The organism is Luteimonas sp. Soil_C_5 (assembly GCF_057656615.1).
In genome coordinates this window covers 374,742-396,888 of the sequence record NZ_JBDGKA010000003.1, presented here as the reverse complement: position 1 = coordinate 396,888, position 22,147 = coordinate 374,742, and the positions used below count along the sequence as shown (strand labels likewise).

The following is a 22,147-nucleotide window of genomic DNA, read 5'->3' as shown; positions in this document are numbered from 1 at the left end:
TGACGATGTTCCATGTGACCCAGGTGCACGATGTCCAGGACACGGCGCGCGACCACCACGATCGCGGCAGTGTCCAACGGTCCGTCCGCAAGGCCGAGCCGGTCGAGTTCGACAGCGCCCAGCTGCTGCGCGGTGAGCGTGAGCTCTATATCCGTCACGGCAACGAGCTCTACCGCTTGCGCCATACCCGCAACGACAAGCTGATCCTGACCAAGTAAGTCCGGTGGCGGGCGTCTGCCCGCCGTCGAAGCCCGCGTCCCGCCCGGACGCGGGACCGCGCGCGCCGTCGCGCTTCACCCTCCCCGCCATGGCCGCCCGCCCCGCGCGTCTCTCCCGCGCATGCCAGCTCGCCGATCCATTTTTTCGCGAGCCCACATGCGTCCCCATCTGCTGTCCGTGTCTCTGGCCCTGTGCCTGTCGTCCACTGCCGTCTTCGCCGCGCCCGAGGGCGCGCCGCGTGATTTCGACCAGATCGTCGTCACCGCCACCCGCACCGAACGTGCGATCAGCGACGTCCCCAATACCGTCGACGTGATCGACCGCGCGCGCATGGACACGCTGCTGGTGCGCGACATCGCCGATCTGTTCCGTTACGAGCCGGGCATCACCGTAGGCAGCAGCTTCGGCCGCTTCGGGCTCAACGACATCCGCATCCGCGGCCTGGGCGGCAACCGGGTGCGCATCCAGACCGACGGCATCGCGGTGCCGGATGCGTTCGCGATCGGCAGCTTCTCCAGCGCCAACCGCAACTTCGTCGATCTCGAAACGCTCAAGCGCGTCGAAGTGGTGCGCGGGCCGACGAGTTCACTGTACGGCTCCGACGCGCTGGGCGGCGTGGTGTCGTTCGTGACCAAGGATCCGTCCGACTATCTGCGCGCTGGTGAGATCGCGCATTTCGGCGCGAAGATCGGCTTCGAGAGCGCAAATGAGGGTCTGTTCGCCGGCGCGACCGCCGCCTTCGGTGGCGAACGCTGGTCGGGCCTGGTCGCGGTCAGCCATCGCCAGGGCAAGGAAACCGAGAACATGGGCGAGATCGGCGGCGAAGGTGCCGCCCGCACGCAGGCCAATCCGCAGTCGTCGAGCGGCCGCAGCGTGCTCGGCAAGCTGGTGTTCGCGCCCAGCGACACGCAGCGCTTCAAGTTGACGGTCGAAGGCAACGAGGATGACGTCGAGACCGACGTGCTGAGCTCGTACGGCTTCCAGAGCCTGACCCGCGCGACCAATACCCAGGTCCTCGGCGACGACCACCAGTCGCGCGCGCGCCTCACCTTCGGCCACGAGATTGATGGCCTGTCGTCGGCGCTGGCCGACAGCGTCGACTGGCAGGTCTACCGCCAGGACAGCCGCACCCGGCAGGACAGCGTGGAAGTGCGTCGCGTGCCGTCGGGCGCCGCGACGATCCGCGACCGGCGCGAACGCGAGTTCTATTTCGACCAGCGCAGTTATGGCCTGCAGGCGAACGCGCGCAAGACCTTCGAGACCGGCAGCGTGCAGCACGCGCTGGCCTACGGCATCGACATCGAGCGCACCGAAACGAAACAGAAGCGCAACGGCCGCCGCATCTTCCTCGACACCGGCGTGGTCACCAACGTGATGTCGCCCGACACCTTTCCGGTGCGCGACTTCCCGATCAGCGACACCACCAAGGCGTCGCTGTACGTGCAGGACGAGATCGCATTCGCCGATGGCGCGTTCCGTCTCGTGCCGGCGGTACGCGTCGATCATTACAGGCTGGAACCCGAAGTCGACACGATCTTCCGCGAGGACAACCCGGCCACGCAGGTCGCCGACCTCAGCGAAACGAGTGTGTCGCCGAAGCTCGGTTTCGTGTGGACGTTCGCCGACGCCTGGTCGCTCTACGGCGGCTACGCCCGCGGCTTCCGCGCGCCGCCCTATAACGACGTCAATATCGGCTTCACCAATTTCCAGTTCGGCTACACGGCGATCCCGAATCCGGATCTGAAGTCGGAAACCAGCGACGGCCTGGAACTGGGCCTGCGCTATTCCAGCGATGCGGCCTACGCCAGCCTCAGCACCTACTACACGCAATACGACGACTTCATCGAGTCGACGCGTTACACCGGCATCGATCCCGTGTCGGGGCTGATGGTTTACCAGTCGCAGAACATCGCCGATGCGCGCATTCGCGGCGTCGAGTTCAAGGGCGGCGTGTACTTCGACCGCGTCGCACCGGCGCTCGCGGGCTGGTCGCTACGCGGCGCGGCCGCGTGGTCGCGCGGCGAGGACCGGACCACCGGAGACGCACTGGCGAGCGTGGATCCGCTGACCGCGACGCTCGGCATCGCCTTCGATCGCGAGGTGTGGGGCGCCGAGCTCGCCGGGCGTTTCGTCGGCAGGCGCGACCGCTTGCCGACGCCGCCGACCGGGACGACCTATTTCGAAAGCCCCGGTCACGCGGTGCTCGATCTGTACGCGCACTGGACCTTCGCACCCGGCACGCGCCTCAACGCCGGCGTGTTCAATCTCGCCGACCGCAAGGTCTGGCAGGCGGGCCTCGTGCCGCTGGTCGCCGACACCAGCGCCACGCTCGACCGCTACACCGCACCGGGCCGCAACGTCGCGGTCAGCCTGTCGGTCGACTTCTGACCATGGCCAGCGTCTGGTCGTCGTCCACTGCATGCGTCGTCCCCGCGCCGTCGCAGCTGGCGGCGCTGGGCACGGTGTTGTGCCTGCACCGTCCGGGCGCCGCGCGTGAACTCGGCGGCTGGTCGGCGGCGTGCCGCACGCAGGCGCATGCCGGGTTGGACTTCGACGGCATGCAGGAAAGCCTGCGCTTCTTCGATGCCGACGATGTCTGCTGCTGGCAGCTGCATCTGCTGCCCGACAGCGACTTCCTCGGCTGGGAGCGCCTCGCGAGGCATCTGCCGCGTTGCAGTGACATCGCACCGGGCGGCGTCGGCGAGCACCTGTGGCGCGCACTCGCCCAGCGCATCCGCGGCGGCGTCTGGGAGGCCAGCGTGCTGCGTTTCCAGTCCATTCCGGCAACGCCGGAGTCGGGCGGCCCGATGCTGGTCGCCAGCCTCGGCACGTTGTCGCCGCTCGGCATCGACTGCGCGCGTCGCATCGCGCGCAGTCACGGCATCACCCCGTCGTCCTCACTCGACGACTGCTGCTGCCGACGTGCGGCCGCCGCCGCCGGCGCACCCGTGTCATCCGACGCGTATCGCCAACTGATCCCTTTTTCCTGACGTTCCAACGACCACGAGGTTCCACCGACATGACACCGCAAGCGATCGCGCTGGCACTCGCCGCCCTGCTGGCCTCCACCGCCGCACCGGCTGCCACACGCACGCCCGCCACCCCGTCCGAGGCCGACCGCAGCGCGATTCTCGGCATGCAGGGCGAATACACCGTGCGCTTCCTGTTCGACGAGACCGTCGTGCTCGCACCTGATTACACGCGCAAGGACCCCAAGCGCAGCGGCGGCGATGAAGTCGTCATCGTGGTCGAAGACACGCCGACGAAGATCGTGCTGCAGCACCTGCTGCTCGACGTCAAAAGCGGCCACGTGATCAAGCACTGGCGCCAGGACTGGACCTTCGAAGCGCCGACGCGCTGGGAGTTCACATCCGACCAGGCCTGGCGCCAGCGCAACGTGCCCGCCGAGCTGGTGCAGGGCGGCTGGACCCAGTGCGTGTTCGAAGTCAGCGACGCCCCGCGCTACTGCGGCAGCGGCCGCTGGGTCCATGAGAACGGCGCATCGACGTGGACGTCGGATGCCGGCTGGCGTCCGCTGCCGCGCCGCGAATACACCACGCGCGAGGACTACAACGCGCTCGCCGCGGTCAACCGCCACACCATCGTGCCCGGCGGCTGGACCCATGAGCAGGACAACCGCAAGGACGTCCGCGACGCGTCCGGCGCCGTCACCGCCAGCATCGTCCGCGAAACCGGCTTCAACGATTACGTGAAGACCGATGCGATCGATTTCACCCCCGCCTACGACTACTGGAAGGCGACCCAGGACTACTGGGCACGGGTACGCGCGCGCTGGGATGCGCGACTGTCCGCGCCTGCGGGCGTGCACCTGAAGACGAAGGTCGACGGCATGGCGCTGATCATTCCGTTCTTCGAACAGGCGCAGACCGTGCAGGACGGCGGCAGCGTCAGCGATGCGCAGATCGACGCCGTGTTCGCCGAATGGGTGGAGACGCCGCGCGAGTGAGCGCAGCGCGGACGTGAACCGGAAGGCGGGCCATGCCCGCCTTTCGTGTGTCGGGGGGCGTGACAGGGCAGCGCCTATACTCGAGGCCAGCGGCATCGGCCGCCTGCACAGAAGGATCGATCAATGGGAACCGGACTGTTTCTCGCCGTGGTACTGGCGCTCGCCGGCGTCATCGTGCTGTTCAAGACCGTACGCATGGTGCCGCAGGGTTTCGAGTGGACCGTCGAGCGCTTCGGCAAGTACACGCATTCGATGGCGCCAGGCCTGCACTTCCTGGTACCGGTGGTCTACGGCGTCGGCCGCAAGATCAACATGATGGAACAGGTGCTGGATGTGCCGAGCCAGGAAGTCATCACCCGTGACAACGCGGTCGTCCGCGTCGACGGCGTGGTGTTCTTCCAGGTGCTGGACGCGGCCAAGGCGGCCTACGAGGTCTCGAATCTGGAGATCGCGACGATCGCGCTGGTGCAGACCAACATCCGCACCGTGATCGGTTCGATGGATCTCGACGAATCGCTGAGCAACCGCGAGCGCATCAATGCGCAGCTGCTCAACGTCGTCGACCACGCCACCAATCCCTGGGGCATCAAGGTCACGCGCATCGAGATCCGCGACATCCAGCCGCCGCGCGATCTCATCGATTCGATGGCCCGGCAGATGAAGGCCGAGCGCGAGCGCCGCGCGGTGATCCTCGAGGCCGAAGGTCACCGGCAGTCGGAGATCCTGCGCGCCGAGGGCGACAAGCAGTCGTCGATCCTGCAGGCCGAAGGCAAAAAGGAAGCCGCGTTCCGCGAGGCTGAAGCGCGCGAGCGTCTGGCCGAGGCGGAAGCCCGGGCCACCGAGATGGTGTCCAACGCGATCGCCAACGGCGACGTGCAGGCGATCAACTACTTCGTCGCGCAGAAGTACGTCGAGGCGTTCAAGGAACTGGCGATGGCGCCGAACCAGAAGTTCGTGCTGATGCCGATGGAGACCAGCGGCCTGATCGGCTCGATCGCCGGCATCGGCGAACTCGCACGCGAGGCGCTGTCGGGCAAGCCGGCGTCGCCCACGCCGCCGCCGGTCCAGTACCCGCGCACCGGAGCCTGAGCCATGGACTGGATGCGCTGGGATGTCGCGGGTTGGGGCGCGCTGGCCCTGCTGCTGATGGCGGCCGAGACGCTGGCGCCCGGCGCATTCCTGTTGTGGATGGGCTTCGCCGCCGCGGCGGTGTTCCTGGTCGCGCTGTTCGCCCCTGGACTGACGCTGCTGACACAGGTTGCGCTGTTCGTCGTGCTGAGTTTCCTGTCGGTGCTGGTCTACCAGAAATTCTTCCGCAAGCGCGCCCGCCAGAGCGACCAGCCGCTGCTCAACCGTCGCGCGCAGCAGCACGTCGGTCGCGTGCTGCCGCTGGAGCAGGGCATCGTCGACGGCCGCGGCCGGATCAAGATCGGCGATGCGTTCTGGATCGTCGAAGGTCCGGACCTCGCCACCGGCACGCCCGTGCGCGTCGTCGGCACCGATGGCGTGAACCTGCACGTCGAGCCGGCCTGAGCGCAGGCGCGGCACCGGACCGGTGCCGCGCTGATCGAACGGGATGTCGGGCGCGTGTAACGCGCGCGCTGCCGTCAGATCCGTTCGCTGGATGCGTGCCGTCCACATCGGACGTGCCGCCCGGCGCGTCACGTTCGACGCGATTTGCCTTGCCGCGGCCGCTGACCCCCGGTCGACATCTGGGGGCAGCGGCCCCGCAGCGTGTCTGGCCGACCTGCGATAATCCCGGCTTTCCGCAGGCGAGCCGGTCAGATGACGCAGAAGACGATCCTCAACGATGCCCACCGTGCGCTCGGCGCACGCATGGTCGATTTCGGCGGCTGGGACATGCCGCTGGCCTATGGCTCGCAGATCGAGGAGCACCACCACGTCCGCCGCGATGCCGGCATGTTCGACGTCAGCCACATGACGGTCGTCGACCTGCGCGGCGCGGGCACGCGCGATTTCCTGCGCCGTCTCGTCGCCAACTCGGTCGACAAGCTCAAGGTCCCGGGCAAGGCGCTCTACACCTGCATGCTCACGCCCGAGGGCGGCATCGTCGACGACCTGATCGTCTACTTCATGGCTGACGACTGGTTCCGCCTGGTGGTCAATGCGGCCACCCGCGAGAAGGATCTGGCGTGGATCCAGTCGCAGGCCGACGGCACCGGCGTCGAGGTCATCGAGCGGCCGGAGCTGGCGATGATCGCCGTGCAGGGCCCGCAGGCGCGCGACAAGGTCGCCGGTGTGCTGGGTGAGGTCGACGGCCGCGTGGTCGGCAAGCTCGGTCGCTTCGCTGCCGCCACGCTGGACGCGACCGCATTCGGCACGCTGTTCGTGGCGCGCACCGGCTACACCGGCGAGGACGGCTTCGAGATCGTCGTCGACACCCCGCACGCGGTGGCGCTGTGGGACGCACTGCTCGAAGCGGGCGTCGCACCGGCCGGTCTGGGCGCGCGCGACACGCTGCGCCTCGAAGCCGGTCTGGCCCTGTACGGGCAGGACATGGACGAAACCGTGTCGCCCTACGAAGCCGCACTGGGCTGGACGGTCGCGCTCGACGACGGGCGCGACTTCAACGGGCGCGGTCTGCTCGAAACCCACAGCACCTCGGCGCCACGCCAGATGATCGGTCTGGTGATGGACGAGAAGGGCGTGCTGCGGCACGGGCAGACGGTGACCACGGCGAACGGCGCGGGCGAGATCCTGTCCGGCACCTTCTCGCCGACGATCGGCAAGGCCATCGCGTTCGCGCGCGTGCCTGCCGGTGAGCCGGGCGACGTCACCGTCGACATCCGTGGTCGGCAGGTGCCGGTGCGCGTGGTGAAGTTCCCGTTCGTGCGCAGCGGCCGGCCGTCCGACGGCATCTGATGGGCGCGCTGCGCGTTCGTCGTTACACTACCGCCACTTTCCCGACAGCACCTGTTTCCCGGAGCGACCATGAGCGAAATCCCTGGTGACCTGAAGTTCCTGAAGTCCCACGAGTGGGTCCGCGTCGAAGGTGATGGCAAGGTCACCGTCGGCATTTCCGACCATGCCCAGGGCCTGCTCGGCGACCTGGTCTATGTCGAGCTGCCCGCAGTCGGCGACACCGTGCAGGCCGGCAACGGCGCGGCGGTGGTCGAGTCGGTCAAGGCCGCGTCCGACGTCTACGCCCCCGTGTCCGGCACGATCACGGCGGTCAACGCCGCGCTGGCCGACAAGCCGGAGACGATCAACGAAGACGCCTACGGCGAAGGCTGGTTGTTCGTGATCGAACTCGACGACCGCGAGCAGCTCAACGACCTGCTGGCACCGGACGACTATGCCGAACTCCTCGAGGGCGAAGAGGACTGATCGCCGACCCGTATCGGCATCGGTGATCCCGACCGGCGCGCTTCGCAAGAAGCGCGCCGGTTTTGTTTTGGGGTGTCCACGTCCGGGGTGCGGACATGCGAGGTCGACGTGCGCGTCGGTGCACGGTGCATGCGGAGCTGTCGCGGCACTGCATCGCGTGCCCGGACACGTCGAAAACGCTGCGCACTTTCCGCGCAAACCCATCGTGCGGACACACAAAACGATCGTCGTGCGCATCGAAGCATTCACCGGTGGGCAGGGTGGATGACGCGGACGTCGTTGCCGGCATCGACGCTCCGCACGACACGTCGATGTCGACGCGCTGCGCAGTCGCTGCATCCGATACCACTTGTTTTGTGCGCTTTCGTCGATGCACTTCGCGCGTGATGCATGCGAGGTCGGGCACCTGCGGGCGACGCATGCGCGTGCAGACGTGCGTCGCGTGGCACGCACGCCGGACCGCCGTCGAAAAAAAAGTGCGACAGCCTGTTGACAGTAGAAAAAACCGTGATTAGGTTTCGCGGCAACAGACGCCTGCCGCCAGACGAGTGAGTCGAGCCACGACAACAACGCGCAGCACAACCCGGAACTCTGCCAGCAACATCACACGGTGGATGCGGGCATCGTCACCGCTGAAGAAATCCGACACCGAATTTGCCGACATCCGCGCCGACCGAAAGACGCGGATGTTTTTGTATCACCGGGAACCCGTCGTGCGCCCGACGACACTCCCTTCGAATCCGTTCCGATGCGCGGTGCGCGTCGGCGGTTGCACGCGGGTCCAACTCCCGCGCGCCGATTGAGAACTGGGCCGCTGTACACGCAAGTCCACTGACGAGGAGAGCCATCTCATGGCCACGAAGAAAGCTGCAAAGAAAGCCCCCGCCAAGAAGGCGACGAAGAAGACCGCGAAGAAGTCCGCTGCCAAGAAGGTTGTGAGTCGCGTCAAGAAGGCCGTGAAGAAGGTCGCCAAGAAGGTCGCCAAGGCCGTGAAGCGTCCGACCAAGAAGGCCGCGACGAAGAAGGTCGCCAAGAAGAAGGTTGCCAAGAAGGCAGCGAAGAAGACCACCAAGAAGGCTGCGACCAAGAAGTCGGCCACCAAGAAGACGGCCAAGAAGGCCGTGAAGAAGACTGCCAAGAAGGCCACCAAGAAGTCGGCGGCCAAGAAGGCAACCAAGAAGGCCGCGACCAAGAAGACGACGAAGAAGTCCGCAACCCGCAAGTCGGCGACCAAGAAGGCTGTCAAGAAGCCGGCCGCCAAGAAGACCGCGAAGAAGGCTGCGACCAAGAAGTCGGTGACGAAGAAGACCGCTTCCAAGAAGACCGCCACGAAGAAGGCGCCGGCCAAGCGCGCGAAGAAGTCCGCTGCGCCGGTCGTGATTCCGACGACCCCGACGCCGCTGATCTGATCCGCAGGCTCACGCGATACTGAAGCTCTTCCTCCGCGGCCCAGGCGGAGGAGGAGTTTTTTTTGGATCGGATCCGGGCGCGTGTGCCCGGTGGATCGTGTCAGCGGTGGCGACGCAGGCGGCCGGCCACCGTGCAGGTCATTCCGGCGTGGCAACGGCCCGTGTCGACGTGCTGCCGCCTTCCGAGGTCGCCGGCATACCGTGCCGCCCGCGTTGCGCGTGCAGCACCTCGATGTTGGGATCGACGTCGAGCCAGCGCTGCGGCGGCAGGCCGATGGCGCGGTCGAGGATCGTCGGCATCAGGCCGGACGGCAGACCGCTTTCCGAGTTCCACAGCACCACGATGCCGAGATCGCGCTCGGGCATCATCGCCATCAGGCCGCGATAGCCCTGCACCGCGCCACCGTGGAACACCACGCGGTTGCCGGAATAATCGAACACGCGCCAGCCCAGTCCGTAACCCGCGGCGTCCAGGCGATCGCGGCGCCACGAGGAATTGCGCATCTCCGGCGGGGTGCCGACGATCGGCGCCTGCAATGTCGCCAGCAGCGGCGCCGGCAGCACGTCGGTGCGGTGGCCGGTCTGGGCGAGCATCCACTGGGCCATGTCGTCGATGCTGGCATTGACGCCGGCGGCCGGCGCCAGCCGGTAGTAGGTGGGTTTGGGCATCAGCGACGTCCAGCCGCCACCGGCGCGCACATGCGGCTTGGCCCAGCGTGCGCTCGCCTGGATACCGTCGAGACCGTAGCTGGCATCGTTCATGCCGAGCGGCTTGAAGATCCGGCGCGATACCGCCTCGCTGAAGAACTGCCCCGAGGTCGCGAACACCACATCGCCGATCAGACTGAAGGCGACGTTCTGGTAGGCATAGCAGTTGCCCGGCTGGCAGGTCATCGGCACCGCGGACAGCCGCTGCACGAGATCGTGATAGTCGGCGTTGCGTTCGATGTCGCGATCGTAGGTGTTGCGGCTCAGGCCGACGCGATGGCTGAGCACGTCGGCCACGGTCAGCTGCTGGGCGGCGAGCGGATCGGAGAAGCGCAGCGACGGCATGTAGTCGACGACGTGGCTGTCCCAGCGCAGCGCGCCTTCGGACACCAGCATGCCGGTGACGGTGCCGGCGAAGGCCTTGGACAGCGAGGCGAGCCGGAACACGGTGTGGCCGTCGACGGGCTCGGCCGACTTGACGTCGGTGATGCCGTAGCCGCGCGCGCTCAGCACCTGGCCGTTATGCACGATCGCCATCGCCAGACCAGGCACGCGCTGGTTGGCGACCAGGTCCTGGGCCATCGCTTCGAACAGGCGAACATCGAATCCGGCCGCCAGCGGCTTCGCCTGCTTGACCGGCATCAGCGGCTGCGGCTTGACCGCATCTTCGCGGCTGACGACGGCGGGACGTTCGCTCAACGGCACCACGGCCTGCATGTCCGCAGGTGCGGTATCGATGTCGTCGCTTTCGACGGCGGCGCCCGGCGGCACCTGGCTCTGCGCGGCGGATCCCAGCGCTGCCGGCAGCAGCAGACCGATCAGGCCGAGCCGGGCGAGATGCCGGCGCGCCGGATGTTGGCTTTTCATCGGGCCTGCCCTCTGCGTATGCTCTGGCGGATGGGGGCGATGATAGCGCCTGATTCCGCGTTTGCATGAATAAGGGGAAGTTTGATGGGTAGCCTTATGATCCTGCTCGTTTTTGTGGGCATCGTGATCGTGTTCGGGCTGTGGGCGGTCACGATCTACAACAGGCTGGTGACGGCCCGCAACGCCTACAAGAATGCCTTCGCCCAGATCGACGTGCAGCTGCAGCGGCGCTTCGACCTCATCCCGAACCTGGTCGAGACGGTCAAGGGCTACCTGAGCCACGAGCGCGAGACGCTCGAAGCCGTGACCCAGGCGCGCAATCTGGCCCAGGCCGGCCTGTCCGCCGCCAAGGCCGATCCCGGCGATCCTGCGGCGATGGCGCAGCTCGCGCAGTCGCAGGGCATGCTCAATGGCGCCCTCGGTCGCCTGCTCGCGGTGTCGGAAGCCTATCCGGACCTCAAGGCCAGCCAGAACATGATGCAGCTCACCGAAGAGCTGACCAGCACCGAGAACAAGGTCGCGTTCGCGCGTCAGGCCTACAACGACTCGGTGATGGCCTACAACAACCGTCGCGAGGTGTTCCCCTCGAGCGTGGTCGCCGGCATGTTCAACTTCAAGGAAGCCGCGCTGCTCGATATTCCGGCCGATCGCGCCGAAGTGCGCGAGGCGCCGAAGGTGTCGTTCTGAGAGCTGTGATTCGTGATTCGGGATTGGTGATTCGAAAGAGCAGGTACATGCACTGCCTGTCCGGATATCTCGGAAGAACTGTTGGATTCTGCCAACTGCCGCCTTCCCCAATCACGACTCACGAATCACTAATCACGGCTTCTCCATGAACTTCTTCGAACGCCAGTCCCGGGCACGCCGGGCCAGCACCCGGCTGATCGTGCTGTTCGCGCTGGCCGTGCTGGGCATCGTGATCGCGGTGGATCTCGTCGTACTGGTCGTGATCGGTCCGCAGCCGGGTCCGCTGGTGGTCACGGCCTTCATCACGCTGGGCGTGATCGGTCTGGGTTCGCTGTTCCGGATCGCGTCGCTGGGGACAGGCGGCGACAAGGTCGCGCAGCAGATGGGCGGCGTGCCGGTCGCCGAAGACACCACCGATCCGCAGCTGCGGCGGCTGCGCAATGTGGTCGAGGAAATGGCGATCGCCTCGGGCGTGCCGGTGCCGCGCATCTACGTGCTGGAACACGAAAGCGCGATCAATGCTTTCGCTGCCGGCTACTCGACCTCCGACGCGGTGGTCGCGGTGACCCGCGGCACGCTCGACCGGCTCAACCGGGACGAGCTGCAGGGCGTCGTCGCGCACGAGTTCAGCCACATCCTCAACGGCGACATGCGCCTCAACATCCGGCTGGTCGGCGTGCTGTTCGGCATCCTGATGATCGGCATCATCGGCCGCAAGATCCTGTGGCACGGACGTGGCGCGCGGGGCAGCGGCACGCTGCTGATGTTCGGCATCGCGATGGTCGCGATCGCCGTCGGCAGCCTGGGCGTGTTCTTCGGCCGCATGATCAAGGCCGGGGTCAGCCGCAGCCGCGAAGTACTGGCCGATGCGTCTGCGGTGCAGTTCACGCGCCAGACGCGGGGCATCGCCGGTGCGCTGAAGAAGATCGGCGGGCTGGAATCGGGTTCGCAGCTCAGCCAGCGCGACGATGCCGAAGAAGTCGCGCACATGCTGTTCGGCGACGGCCTGGGGCTGAGCGGACTGTTTGCGACGCATCCGCCGCTGCTCAAGCGCATCCAGGCGCTGGAGCCTGCCTTCCGCGCCGAGCACATGAGCCGCCTGCAGGCGAAGTGGCTGTCGACGCCACCCGACGGTCTGCAGGAAGACGTCGCCATGGGCCTGGTGCCGCCGGGTGAGGCGCTGCCGCCGGCCGGCAGTGCGCTTTCGGTGACACCGCCGATGGTCGCCGCCCAGGTCGCGCAGCCGCATGACGACGATTACGAACGCGCACACGCGCTGGTGACCTCGGTCAGTCCCGCCCTGCACGACGTGGCCATGCATCGCGAGGCCGCGATGCCGCTGCTGCTGGGTCTGCTGTTCGACACCGAAGCCGGCGTGCGCGCCAAGCAGCGTGTGGAGATCGTCGCCCGGATGGGCACCGCGGTCGCCACCGAGGCCGAGCATCTGCGCCAGACGCATCTGCTGGAACTGCACCCGATGCTGCGCCTGCCCCTGGCGTCGATGGCGTTCCCGGTGCTGCGCCGGCGCGCGCGTCCCGACGTGGCGGCGTTCCTCGACACCGTGCACGCGATGTCGCATGCCGACGATCATGTCTCGTTGTTCGAGTACTGCCTCGGGCGCCTGCTCGAGGTGCAGCTGCGCGAGGCGCTCGACCCCGCGCGCTACGCGCGTTTCGGGCGTCGCAAGCCCGGCAACGTGAAGCAGGAATTCGCGACCCTGCTGTCGGTCGTCGCCGAGGCCGGCAATCCCGACGACCGCGCCGCCGCGCAGCGCGCCTATCTCGCCGGCATGCAGCGCGTGCTGCCGCGCGACCATCTGCCGTATGCGCCGTCACCCCGCGGCGTGCTGGCGCTGGACGATGTCTGGGAGCCGCTCGACGCGCTGGATCCGCTGGCCAAGCAGGTGATGGTGGAAGCGATCACCGCGGCGGTCAGTCACGACGGCCGCGTCAGCGTCGCCGAATCCGAACTGCTGCGCACGATCTGCGGCGTGCTGCACTGCCCGCTGCCGCCCAGCCTGGAACAACTGCCGCATCGCTAGGCGACGCCTGCGTCAGGCGACGCCGCGGATCAGGTCTGCCGCGCGCTCGGCGATCATCGTCACCGGTGCGTTCGTGTTGCCGCCCGGCAGCGTCGGCATGACCGAGGCGTCGACGACGCGCAGGCCTTCGACACCGCGCACGCGCAGCACCGGATCGACCACGGCGGCCTCGTCGCGGCCCATGCGGCAACTGCCCACGGGGTGATAGACCGATTCCGCCTTGGCCCGCACGAAGGCGGCCAGCGCGCTGTCGTCCAGATCGCTGCGTGCCGGGTAGACCGGTGCACCGCGCACGGCATCGAAGGCCGGCTGGGCCAGGATGTCGCGCGAGATGCGCGCGCATTCCACCATCGTGCGCAGGTCGAATCCGTCGGCATCCGTGAGATAGCCGGCGTCGATACGCGGCGCATCGCTGATCCGCTGGCTGGCCAGCGTGATCCGCCCGCGGCTGCGCGGACGCAGCATGCAGGCGTGCAGGGTGTAGCCGTGACCGGCCAGCCGGTTGCGGCCGTGATCGTCGAGCATGGCCGGCACGAAGTGCAGCTGGATATCGGCGCGGGCATCGGGCGCGCAGCGTGAACGGACGAAGCCGCCGGCCTCGGCGATGTTGCTGGTGCCCGGTCCGCGCCGGCCGCGCAGGTAATAGTCGAACGCGACCGCGGCATCGCTGAGCCGGTCGTAGCCGATGGGCTGGTTCGCGCGGTGCAGGGTGCAGATGTCGAGGTGGTCCTGCAGGTTCGCACCGACGCCGGGCGCATCGTGGACCACCTGAATCCGCAGCCGTCGCAGGGCATCGGCGGGGCCCACACCGGACAGCATCAGCAGCTGCGGCGTATTGACCGTGCCGCCGCACAGCAGCACTTCGCGCAGCGCCGGCTGATGGAAGGCGCCGCGCGGACCGGCATAGACCACGCCGGTTACGCGGCCGTGTTCGAACGTCAGCCGGCTGGCCAGTGCGCCGGTCTCGATGGTCAGGTTGGGCCGCGCGCGCGTGGCCGGATCGAGATAGGCGACGGCCGCCGAGCAGCGCGCACCGTTGCGCTGGGTCACCTGGTACAGACCCACGCCGTCCTGCGCTGCGCCGTTGAAATCGGCGTTGCGCGCCAGCCCGGCCTGTGCGCCGGCGTCCACGAACATGCGCGAGAGCGGATCGACATGCCGCAGGTCCGACACCGACAGCGGCCCCGCGTCGCCGTGCCACGCGTCGCGGCCGCGGCTGTTGCCCTCGCTGCGCAGGAAGTAGGGCCGCACGGTCGCCCAGTCCCAGCCGTCGGCGCCCAGGGCGGCCCAGGCGTCGTAGTCGGCCGGTACGCCGCGGGTGTAGCACATGGCATTGATCGCGCTCGAACCGCCCAGCACCCGGCCACGCGGCCACCACAGCCGGCGGCCGTCGAGCTGCGGCTGGGGTTCGGTGTCGTAGTTCCAGTTGAGCTGGCGCTGGTTGACCAGCTTCGCCAGCCCGGCCGGCATGTGGATGTAGGGATGCCAGTCGCGCGGGCCTGCCTCGAGCAGCAGCACGCGGACGTCGGGATCGGCGCTGAGCCGGTGCGCGAGCACGCAACCGGCCGAACCCGCGCCGACGATGACGTAGTCGTAGACCGGGGCAGGGCGTCTGGACATGCTGGGGTTCGACGGCGGAAGAGGCGGGCAGCATAGGCGCTGGGCGGGTCGCGGCGCTGGCGGCGGCCGCGGGGCTGGGCTAACGTGCGCGTCGTCTTCCGCCTGCGTGCTCACGATGATCGAGCCGGTTGCTGCCCCGCCACGCGGGCGCAGTCCATTCCGCGCCGCGCTGGCCGAGTCGCCGCCGCTGTGGTGGGCGCTGCTGTATTTCTTCTGCCTGCTGTGCGGCTATTACGTGCTGCGCCCGGTGCGCGATGCGATGGGCGCGTCGTCGGATGCGTCCGCGGTGTTTCCGTCTTTCCTGCTGGACTGGGCCGCGGCGCGCGGCATCGCACTGGGCGAGTTCACGCTGCAGGCGCTCTTCAGCGCGACGTTCGTGGTGATGCTGCTGTTGCAGCCGCTCTACGGCGCGCTGGTGTCGCGCTTCCCGCGCCGGGTGTTCCTGCCGGTGGTGTATCTGATCTTCATCGTCTGCCTGCTGGGGTTCCGCTGGGCGTTCGACACGGATCTGCAGGGCCGCGGCGCGCTGTTCTTCGTCTGGATCGCGGTGTTCAACCTGTTCGCGGTGAGCGTGTTCTGGAGCTTCATGGCCGACGTGTTCGACAACGAGCACGCCAAGCGCTACTACGGCTACATCGGCGCGGGCGGCACGATCGGCGCCTTCGTCGGACCCTTCATCACGACGATGCTGGTCGGCCGGATCGGCGTGGCGAATCTGACTCTGGTCTCGGTCGGTTTCCTGTGTGTGTGCCTGCTGTGCATCCTCAAGCTACGCAGCTGGGCGCGGCGCAACGAGGCGACGCGCGCCGAACAGGGCGAGCAGGCGATCGGCGGTTCGATCTGGGCCGGCCTGAAACTCATTGCCGCCGATCCGCTGCTGCGCGGCCTCGCGATGCTGATGTTCTTCGGCGTCGGCGTGGGCACGCTGCTCTACAACGAGCAGGCCGCGATCGTGCGACGCCTGTATCCCACCGCCGAGGCCGCGACGCGTTACTACTCGATCATCGACTGGGCCGTCGCCAGCCTGACGATCCTGGTGCAGTTGCTGCTGACGCGCTGGCTGCTGCGTCGGTTCGGCGTGGGGCCGTTGCTGCTGTTGCCGGCGGTGGCGATCCTGATCGGCTTCTCGCTGCTGTCGGCCTCGCCGCTGCCGTTGCTGATCGCAACGGTGCAGGTGATGACGCGCGCCAGCGAGTTCTCGCTGGCCAAGCCGGCGCGCGAAACGCTCTACACCCGTGTGAGCCGCGAATCCCGCTACAAGGCCAAGGCGGTCATCGACACGGCCGTGTACCGCGGCGGCGACGTGACCTTCGTCTGGGTGCACAAGGCGCTGGCAACGCTGGGGTCGCAGCTGGTGTTCGTGGCCGGCATCGGCATCGCGCTGGGCATGACCTTCGGCGCATGGCGCGTGATCCGCGCCGAGCGCAGGCTGCCGGAACAGCCGGCACCTGCCCGGCCTCAGGAGCACACCCATGGCAAGCCGTCGTGAGTTCCTCGCCCACAGCCTGACCGCCGGCGCGCTCGCCGCGCTGCCGGCCGCCGTCTTCGCATCGACCGGACGCGCGACGCGTCCGCTGAAACTTCTGGTCCTCGGCGGCACCGGCTTCCTCGGGCCGCACTTCGTCGAACGGGCGCACGCCCGGGGGCACACGCTGACCCTGTTCAACCGCGGTCGCAGCAACTCGACGCGCTTCGACGGCACGCCGCTCGCCGGTATCGAACAGCTGCGCGGCGATCGCAAGGACGATCTCGTCGCGCTCGAAGGCGACCGCCGCTGGGACGCGGTGCTCGACACCTCGGCGTATTTCCCCGACGACGTCGCGCGCAGCGCGTCGTTGCTCGCCGGCCGCGTCGGCCACTACCAGCTGATTTCGTCGATTTCGGTATACGCCCGCAACGACATCGGCAATGACGAGGACAGCGCGCTGGCGACGCTGGAGGATCCGTCCACACGCACGATCACCGGCGAGAGCTACGGCGGGCTCAAGGCCGCCTGCGAGCGCGCCGCGCAAAGCGCGTTGCCCGGCCGCACATCAGTGGTGCGGCCCGGGCTGATCGTCGGGCCCGGCGATCCGACCGACCGCTTCACGTACTGGCCCGCACGCGCGGACCGCGGCGGCGAGATCGCAGCGCCCGGTGGGCCCGACAATCCGACCCAGTGCATCGATGTGCGCGATCTCGCGGCATTCCTGCTGCAGCTGATCGAACTGGACACGACCGGCACGTTCAACGCCGACGCGGCGCCCGGCACGCTCGACATGGGGCGGCTGCTCGACAGCTGCCTGCGGCAGGCGAAGGCGGCCGGCGGTGCGCCGGATGCGCGGCTGACGTGGCTGCCCGCGGAGTTTCTCGAAGCGCAGGGCGTGAACGCGTGGTCCGACATGCCGGTGTGGATCGCGCCGGTGGGCGAGTACGCCGGCTTCGGCCGGACGCGCGTGGATCGTGCGATCGCGGCCGGACTCACCCATCGCCCGATCGACGACACGGTGCGCGACACCCTGGCGTGGTGGCGCGCGCAGCCGGCCGAACGTCGCGCCGCGCTCAAGTCCGGACTGACGCCGCAACGCGAGGCCGAAGTGCTGGCGGCGTGGCACGCGCGCAGCGGCTGAGGCCTCGCTGCTCTTCCGTGGGCGCGCGCTTGCGCGCGATGGGGCTCCATCCTGAAAGCGCCATCGCGCAAGCACGCGCCCACAGACCGCATTTCAGCGCAGCGCGGCCCCGGTGAACAGCAGCGCGCCGGCGAGAAAGGACAGGCTCAAGCCGTGCCCCAGCGGATGGCGCAGCCGCAGCCAGACGAACTGCAGCACCAGCCGCAGCCACCAGAATCCGCCCATCGCGGCGAGCACGGCCCGCCCGAGCGGCGTGCCGTCCAGCTCGCCGGGCATTGCGAAACAGAGCAGGGCGACTGCGCCGAACACCCAGACGAGTTGCGCGTTCGCGATCTGCACGATGGCGCGATTGGGGCGCGTGGTCGTCTGCAGCGTCCGCGGCCAGTCGAACAGGCGCCAGAAGCCGAGGTGGAACAGTGCGAAGGCCGCGCTGTGCAGACCGCAGGCGAGGATCAGCCAGTCGAAGGCGGGTGGCATTTGCGCGTGCTCAAGCGCTTCGCGCGCTGCGCGGCGAGACCCACATCGCGATCTCCGCGCGGAACACCGCATCGCCGGCCGGATCGCGGATCACCACGTGGACCGGCAAGGCATAGCCCACGTCCGATTCCACCGGCGCGATCGCAGGCGTCGCGGTGGCGTGCATCGTGCCGACCGCCTTCTTCAGGTATTCGACGGTCATGCCCTTGGGAATCCAGCGCATCGATGCCGGAATGCTGACGTCGGTGGTCAAGCCGCCGATCAGTTCGGCCAGATTGCACAGCGCGATCGCATGCACGGTGCCGATGTGGTTGGTGACGGCGCGGCGGTGGCGCATCGTCGCTTCGCCACGCCCCTCCTGCAGCGCAGTGATGCGGGGCGCGATGCTGGAAAAGTAAGGCGCCTTGCGACAGACGAGATATCCGAACAGCCAGGCGCCGCCCGGCCAGCGGATGAGGCGGTTGCGCAGCGTCAGCAGTGGGGCAGTCATCGCATGCTCCGAATACGGGTGGAACCGGAAGGCCGGATACGACAACGGCGGGACTGGCCCGCCGTTGCCGGTGTCACGTCACGCGCGGCGCTCAGGCCGCTTCGCGCGACTCGCTCGACGCCTGCGTCGGCGCGCGATAGCCGGCCGAACGCAGTTCCTCGGTGTCGAAATCATCGACCGTGATGGCATCGAGCGTGATCTCGCGCAGTTCGACCAGCAGCGCGCGCTCCTCGGGCGTGATGTGGCCTTCGCGCACGGCCTCGTCCAGCTGTGCGTCGTAGTCCAGCGCCTCGATGCCCTTGCTCTTCAGCGCCTTGAGGAACTTGCGCTCTACCGGCTCGGCGGCAATCGCCTTGGCCAGGTAGCTGTCGATGCGGCCACCGGGGTTGTTCTCGCACGGGGTCATGAACACACCCTCGGCCAGACGCGAACGCGCTTCGTTCGGTGCCATCAGCAGTGCGGCGACACGACGCGACAGACGATCGCCCGGCGCCTCCGCACGACGGCCCCACGGGAAGATCAGCAGCCACATCAGCCAGCCGACCGGACGGATCGGGAAGTTGCGCAGCGCTGCCGACAGCGCGGTCTCGATCTTGTGCACGCTGTCGTGGAAGGCCCAGGCCAGCAGTGGCTGGTCGGCCTGCGGCGCGCCCTCGTCGTGGTAGCGCTTGAGCATCGCGCTGGTCATGTAGATGTGGCTCAGCACGTCGCCCAGGCGGCCCGACAGCGATTCCTTGAACTTCAGCTTGCCGCCGAGCGTCAGCATGGACACGTCGGCCATCAGCGCGAGGTTGGCGGAATACCGGTCGAGCTTGCGGAAGTAGCGGCGGGTGTAATCGTCGCCGGGCGCCGCGCCGATCTTCGCGCCGGTCAGGCCGAACCAGATCGAGCGCACGGCGTTGGAGATCGCAAAGCCGATGTGGCCGAAGAGGTTGCGGTCGAATTCGTCGAGCCCGCGCTGCGCGTCCGGATCCTGCGCCGCCTTCATCTCCTTCATGACCCACGGATGGCACAGGATCGCGCCCTGGCCGAAGATCAGCAGGCTGCGCGTCATGATGTTCGCGCCCTCGACGGTGATACCGATCGGCGCGGCCTGCCAGCTGCGGCCGACGAAGTTCTTCGGGCCCAGGATGATGCCCTTGCCGCCGACGACATCCATGACGTCGCTGACGACCTCGCGGCCCATCGAGGTGCAGTGGTACTTCGCGATCGCCGACGGCACCGACGGCACGTCGCCGCGGTCGACCGCAGCGGCGGTCGCCTGGGCCAGCGCACTGATCGCATAGGCCTTGCCGCCGATGCGTGCCAGCGCTTCCTCGACGCCCTCGAAGCGGCCGACCGACAGGCCGAACTGCTTGCGGATGCGTGCATACGCACCGGTCACGACCGCGCCTGCCTTCGCGCCGCCCGAGGCGGTGGAGGGCAGGGTGATCGAACGGCCGACGGCGAGGCACTCGTTGAGCATGTTCCAGCCCTTGCCGGCCATCTCGGCGCCGCCGATCAGCTGGCTCAGCGGAATGAAGACCTCTTCGCCGTGGATCGGGCCGTTCTGGAACGGCGAGTTGAGCGGGAAATGACGACGTCCGATCTCGACGCCCGGCGTTTCGCGCGGCACCAAGGCCAGGGTGATGCCGATGTCATTGGTGTCGCCGATCAGGCCGTCCGGGTCGTACATGCGGAACGCGAGGCCGATCAGCGTCGCCACCGGCGCCAGCGTGATGTAACGCTTGTCGAAGGTCAGGCGCACGCCGAGCACGTTCGCGCCATTCCACTCGCCCTTGCAGACGATGCCGTAATCCGGAATCGAGGTTGCGTCGGAACCGGCGAACGGGCCGGTCAGGCCGAAGCACGGCACTTCCTCACCCACAGCCAGACGGGGCAGGTAGTAATCCTTCTGTTCCTTGGTGCCGTAGTGGTTGAGCAGTTCGCCCGGGCCGAGCGAGTTCGGCACGCCGACCGTCGAACTGACGACGCTGGACACCGACGACAGCTTCTGGATCACCTTGTGGTGCGCCAGCGCGGAGAACCCCAGGCCGCCATGTGCCTTCGGAATGATCATGCCGAAGAACTTGTTGACCTTGATGTAGTGCCACAGCTCCGGCGGCAGATCGGCATGGACGTGGGTGATCTCCCAGTCGTTGATCATGCTGCAGAGTTCTTCGACCGGCCCGTCGAGGAAGGCCTGCTCCTCGGCAGTGAGCTGCGGCTTGGGATAGTCGAGCAGCTTCTGCCAATCCGGATCGCCTGTGAACAGCTCGCCCTCGAAGCCGACCGAGCCGGTTTCCAGCGCGATGCGCTCGGTCTGCGACAGTGGCGGCAGCACCTTGCGGAAGAACTTCAGCAGCGGCGTGGTGATCAGCGCCTTGCGCACCGGCGCGATCAGCAACGGCACCGCAATCGCGGCCACCAGCAGCGCGGCGATCAGAGTGGCGGTGCCGTTGGCGCCGAGCAGCCAGCAGGCCAGCAGCACCGTGACGGTAAGGGCGGCCCAGTAGGCCAGCCGCAGGCGGTGGTAGGCGGCGAAGGCGCCCGCCAGCAAAAAGGCGAGGAAGGGAATCGCGACGCTCATCATCAACTCCGGCAATCGGCGTGACAGAAAACGGGACCGGCGCTGGGCCGGCTGCACGGGAGGGTCCCGATGCTGACCGTACGGTCGAGTATGGTTACGGTTTCCGGTGCTGTCAATGCTGCCACCCGGCCTGTGTCCGGCGCGTCGATACTGTTGCGGATGGATGCGTATGGATAGACTGTCGCGATGAGCAGACCCGCCTCCAAGCTTGCCGCCGCAGCGCCGCAGACCGATGGCCCGCCGGCCGAACGCCAGGGCCGCCTGAGTGCCGACGACTGGGCGCAGGCCGCGCTCGATCTCATCGCCGAAACGGGGGTGCAGGCGGTCGCGGTCGAGCCGCTCGCCAGGCGTCTGGGCGTGACCAAGGGCAGCTTCTACTGGCACTTTCCGTCCCGCGATGCCTTGCTGCAGGCCGCACTGGAGCGCTGGGAGAACGTCGAGCAGGAGGCCCTGTTCGGTGCACTCGAGAAAATGCCGGATGCGCGTGAACGTCTGCGCGCGTTGTTCAACATGGTCGCGCGCGAATACAAGTCGCACGTGATCTACAGCGCATTGCTGAAGGCGCAGGACCACGCGACGGTCAATCCCGTGATCGAACGCGTCTCCAAGCGCCGCCTGGATTACCTGACCGCGTCGTTCCGCCAGGCCGGTCTCGGCCGCGAGGACGCGCAACACCGTGCGCGGCTGACCTATGCGGCGTATGTGGGCTTCCTGCAGCTCAATCTGCAGCTGCACCAGGCGCGCATGCAGCAGGACGAATTCGACGCCTACGTCGAACATCTGGCGCAGACGCTGGTGCCTGCCTGAATCGATGCGGCGGCGGGGCTTTCTGGCCCCGCACCCGGAATCGATGCAGCGAGCGAAGGTGGCGCTTCATGGGCGATCGTCTCCGCGGTCTGCCCCCGTAGAGCGCCGCCACGTCGCTTGCTTGGCTGATGTGTATGCGTGCGCAGTGTCAACGACATCAGGGCTTGATTGACGGCAGGGCGAAGATCGCTCCCCTGCGTCATGTAATTCGTTCTCGAGCATCTTGAGCCGCCGCGCTGCGGTCCTGGGGAGCGAAGCGTCGCTCTGCAGAGACCTGCGGCGCGCTGAAACCCACCGATGCCAGGCAGCCGATCCCGGCGTGCTTGTCG

General features: G+C 67.9%; 19 protein-coding genes. 14 read left to right on the top strand and 5 right to left on the bottom strand.

The window, feature by feature from the left end:
• Positions 1 to 5 precede the first annotated feature (5 nt).
• The 9 genes from hemP (at position 6) to AC3A5K_RS10150 (ending at position 8,943) form a co-directional block, all read left to right on the top strand.
• On the top strand, positions 6 to 218 hold the full coding sequence (hemP, locus tag AC3A5K_RS10190) for a hemin uptake protein HemP (protein WP_487617408.1): 213 nt from the start codon (positions 6 to 8) through the stop codon (positions 216 to 218).
• A 157-nt stretch (positions 219 to 375) separates the two neighbouring features.
• Positions 376 to 2,607, top strand: a complete 2,232-nt coding sequence (locus tag AC3A5K_RS10185; protein WP_487617407.1) for a TonB-dependent hemoglobin/transferrin/lactoferrin family receptor — start codon at positions 376 to 378, stop codon at positions 2,605 to 2,607.
• Positions 2,608 to 2,609: 2 nt separating this feature from the next.
• The gene (locus AC3A5K_RS10180) at positions 2,610 to 3,209 is read left to right on the top strand and encodes a Hemin transport protein (RefSeq protein WP_487617406.1); all 600 of its coding nucleotides are present in this window, start codon (positions 2,610 to 2,612) and stop codon (positions 3,207 to 3,209) included.
• A 29-nt stretch (positions 3,210 to 3,238) separates the two neighbouring features.
• The gene (locus AC3A5K_RS10175) at positions 3,239 to 4,186 is read left to right on the top strand and encodes a DUF6607 family protein (RefSeq protein ID WP_487617405.1); all 948 of its coding nucleotides are present in this window, start codon (positions 3,239 to 3,241) and stop codon (positions 4,184 to 4,186) included.
• A 123-nt stretch (positions 4,187 to 4,309) separates the two neighbouring features.
• Positions 4,310 to 5,275: an SPFH domain-containing protein gene (locus AC3A5K_RS10170; protein WP_487617404.1), complete on the top strand. Its 966-nt coding sequence runs from the start codon at positions 4,310 to 4,312 to the stop codon at positions 5,273 to 5,275.
• A 12-nt stretch (positions 5,276 to 5,287) separates the two neighbouring features.
• Complete coding sequence (locus AC3A5K_RS10165; protein ID WP_487617732.1) at positions 5,288 to 5,719, top strand: NfeD family protein; 432 nt, start codon at positions 5,288 to 5,290, stop codon at positions 5,717 to 5,719.
• A 252-nt stretch (positions 5,720 to 5,971) separates the two neighbouring features.
• Entirely contained in the window at positions 5,972 to 7,069 is a 1,098-nt protein-coding gene (gene gcvT, locus AC3A5K_RS10160; protein ID WP_487617403.1) for a glycine cleavage system aminomethyltransferase GcvT, read from the top strand.
• Positions 7,070 to 7,138: 69 nt separating this feature from the next.
• Entirely contained in the window at positions 7,139 to 7,534 is a 396-nt protein-coding gene (gcvH, locus tag AC3A5K_RS10155; RefSeq protein ID WP_487617402.1) for a glycine cleavage system protein GcvH, read from the top strand.
• Positions 7,535 to 8,385: 851 nt separating this feature from the next.
• Positions 8,386 to 8,943, top strand: a complete 558-nt coding sequence (locus AC3A5K_RS10150) for a histidine biosynthesis protein HisIE (RefSeq protein WP_487617401.1) — start codon at positions 8,386 to 8,388, stop codon at positions 8,941 to 8,943.
• A 138-nt stretch (positions 8,944 to 9,081) separates the two neighbouring features.
• Here the strand turns inward: AC3A5K_RS10150 and AC3A5K_RS10145 are convergent, their stop codons facing one another.
• Positions 9,082 to 10,518 carry a serine hydrolase domain-containing protein gene (locus tag AC3A5K_RS10145; protein WP_487617400.1) on the bottom strand — a complete coding sequence of 479 codons (1,437 nt, stop codon included), beginning with the start codon at positions 10,516 to 10,518 and terminating at the stop codon, positions 9,082 to 9,084.
• Between the two features lie 84 nt (positions 10,519 to 10,602).
• Between AC3A5K_RS10145 and AC3A5K_RS10140 the strand changes: the two genes are divergently transcribed.
• Complete coding sequence (locus AC3A5K_RS10140; protein WP_487617399.1) at positions 10,603 to 11,205, top strand: LemA family protein; 603 nt, start codon at positions 10,603 to 10,605, stop codon at positions 11,203 to 11,205.
• Positions 11,206 to 11,350: 145 nt separating this feature from the next.
• Complete coding sequence (locus tag AC3A5K_RS10135; protein ID WP_487617398.1) at positions 11,351 to 13,246, top strand: M48 family metallopeptidase; 1,896 nt, start codon at positions 11,351 to 11,353, stop codon at positions 13,244 to 13,246.
• A gap of 12 nt (positions 13,247 to 13,258) precedes the next feature.
• Here the strand turns inward: AC3A5K_RS10135 and AC3A5K_RS10130 are convergent, their stop codons facing one another.
• Positions 13,259 to 14,866 carry a GMC family oxidoreductase gene (locus AC3A5K_RS10130; protein ID WP_487617397.1) on the bottom strand — a complete coding sequence of 536 codons (1,608 nt, stop codon included), beginning with the start codon at positions 14,864 to 14,866 and terminating at the stop codon, positions 13,259 to 13,261.
• A 115-nt stretch (positions 14,867 to 14,981) separates the two neighbouring features.
• Here AC3A5K_RS10130 and AC3A5K_RS10125 point away from each other — a divergent pair, with 115 nt between their 5' ends.
• Both AC3A5K_RS10125 and AC3A5K_RS10120 read left to right on the top strand, forming a co-directional pair.
• Positions 14,982 to 16,355 (top strand): NTP/NDP exchange transporter, encoded by a 1,374-nt coding sequence (locus tag AC3A5K_RS10125; protein ID WP_487617396.1) that lies wholly within the window; start codon positions 14,982 to 14,984, stop codon positions 16,353 to 16,355.
• A complete protein-coding gene (locus tag AC3A5K_RS10120; protein WP_487617395.1) occupies positions 16,339 to 17,475 on the top strand; it encodes an NAD-dependent epimerase/dehydratase family protein in 1,137 nt (378 codons plus the stop codon). Before AC3A5K_RS10125 ends, AC3A5K_RS10120 begins: the two co-directional genes overlap by 17 nt.
• A gap of 93 nt (positions 17,476 to 17,568) precedes the next feature.
• On the opposite strand, the gene AC3A5K_RS10115 is transcribed toward AC3A5K_RS10120, so the two are convergent.
• The 3 genes from AC3A5K_RS10115 to AC3A5K_RS10105 all read right to left on the bottom strand — a co-directional run bounded on the left by AC3A5K_RS10115 (position 17,569) and on the right by AC3A5K_RS10105 (position 21,011).
• Entirely contained in the window at positions 17,569 to 17,952 is a 384-nt protein-coding gene (locus AC3A5K_RS10115; RefSeq protein WP_487617394.1) for a hypothetical protein, read from the bottom strand.
• Positions 17,953 to 17,962: 10 nt separating this feature from the next.
• Positions 17,963 to 18,442, bottom strand: coding sequence for a hotdog fold domain-containing protein (locus AC3A5K_RS10110; protein ID WP_487617393.1), 480 nt, complete (start codon positions 18,440 to 18,442; stop codon positions 17,963 to 17,965).
• 91 nt (positions 18,443 to 18,533) lie between these two features.
• Positions 18,534 to 21,011, bottom strand: coding sequence for an acyl-CoA dehydrogenase (locus AC3A5K_RS10105; protein WP_487617392.1), 2,478 nt, complete (start codon positions 21,009 to 21,011; stop codon positions 18,534 to 18,536).
• Between the two features lie 186 nt (positions 21,012 to 21,197).
• On the opposite strand from AC3A5K_RS10105, the gene AC3A5K_RS10100 reads away from it, so the two are divergent.
• On the top strand, positions 21,198 to 21,818 hold the full coding sequence (locus AC3A5K_RS10100; RefSeq protein WP_487617391.1) for a TetR/AcrR family transcriptional regulator: 621 nt from the start codon (positions 21,198 to 21,200) through the stop codon (positions 21,816 to 21,818).
• The last annotated feature ends 329 nt before the right edge of the window (positions 21,819 to 22,147 follow it).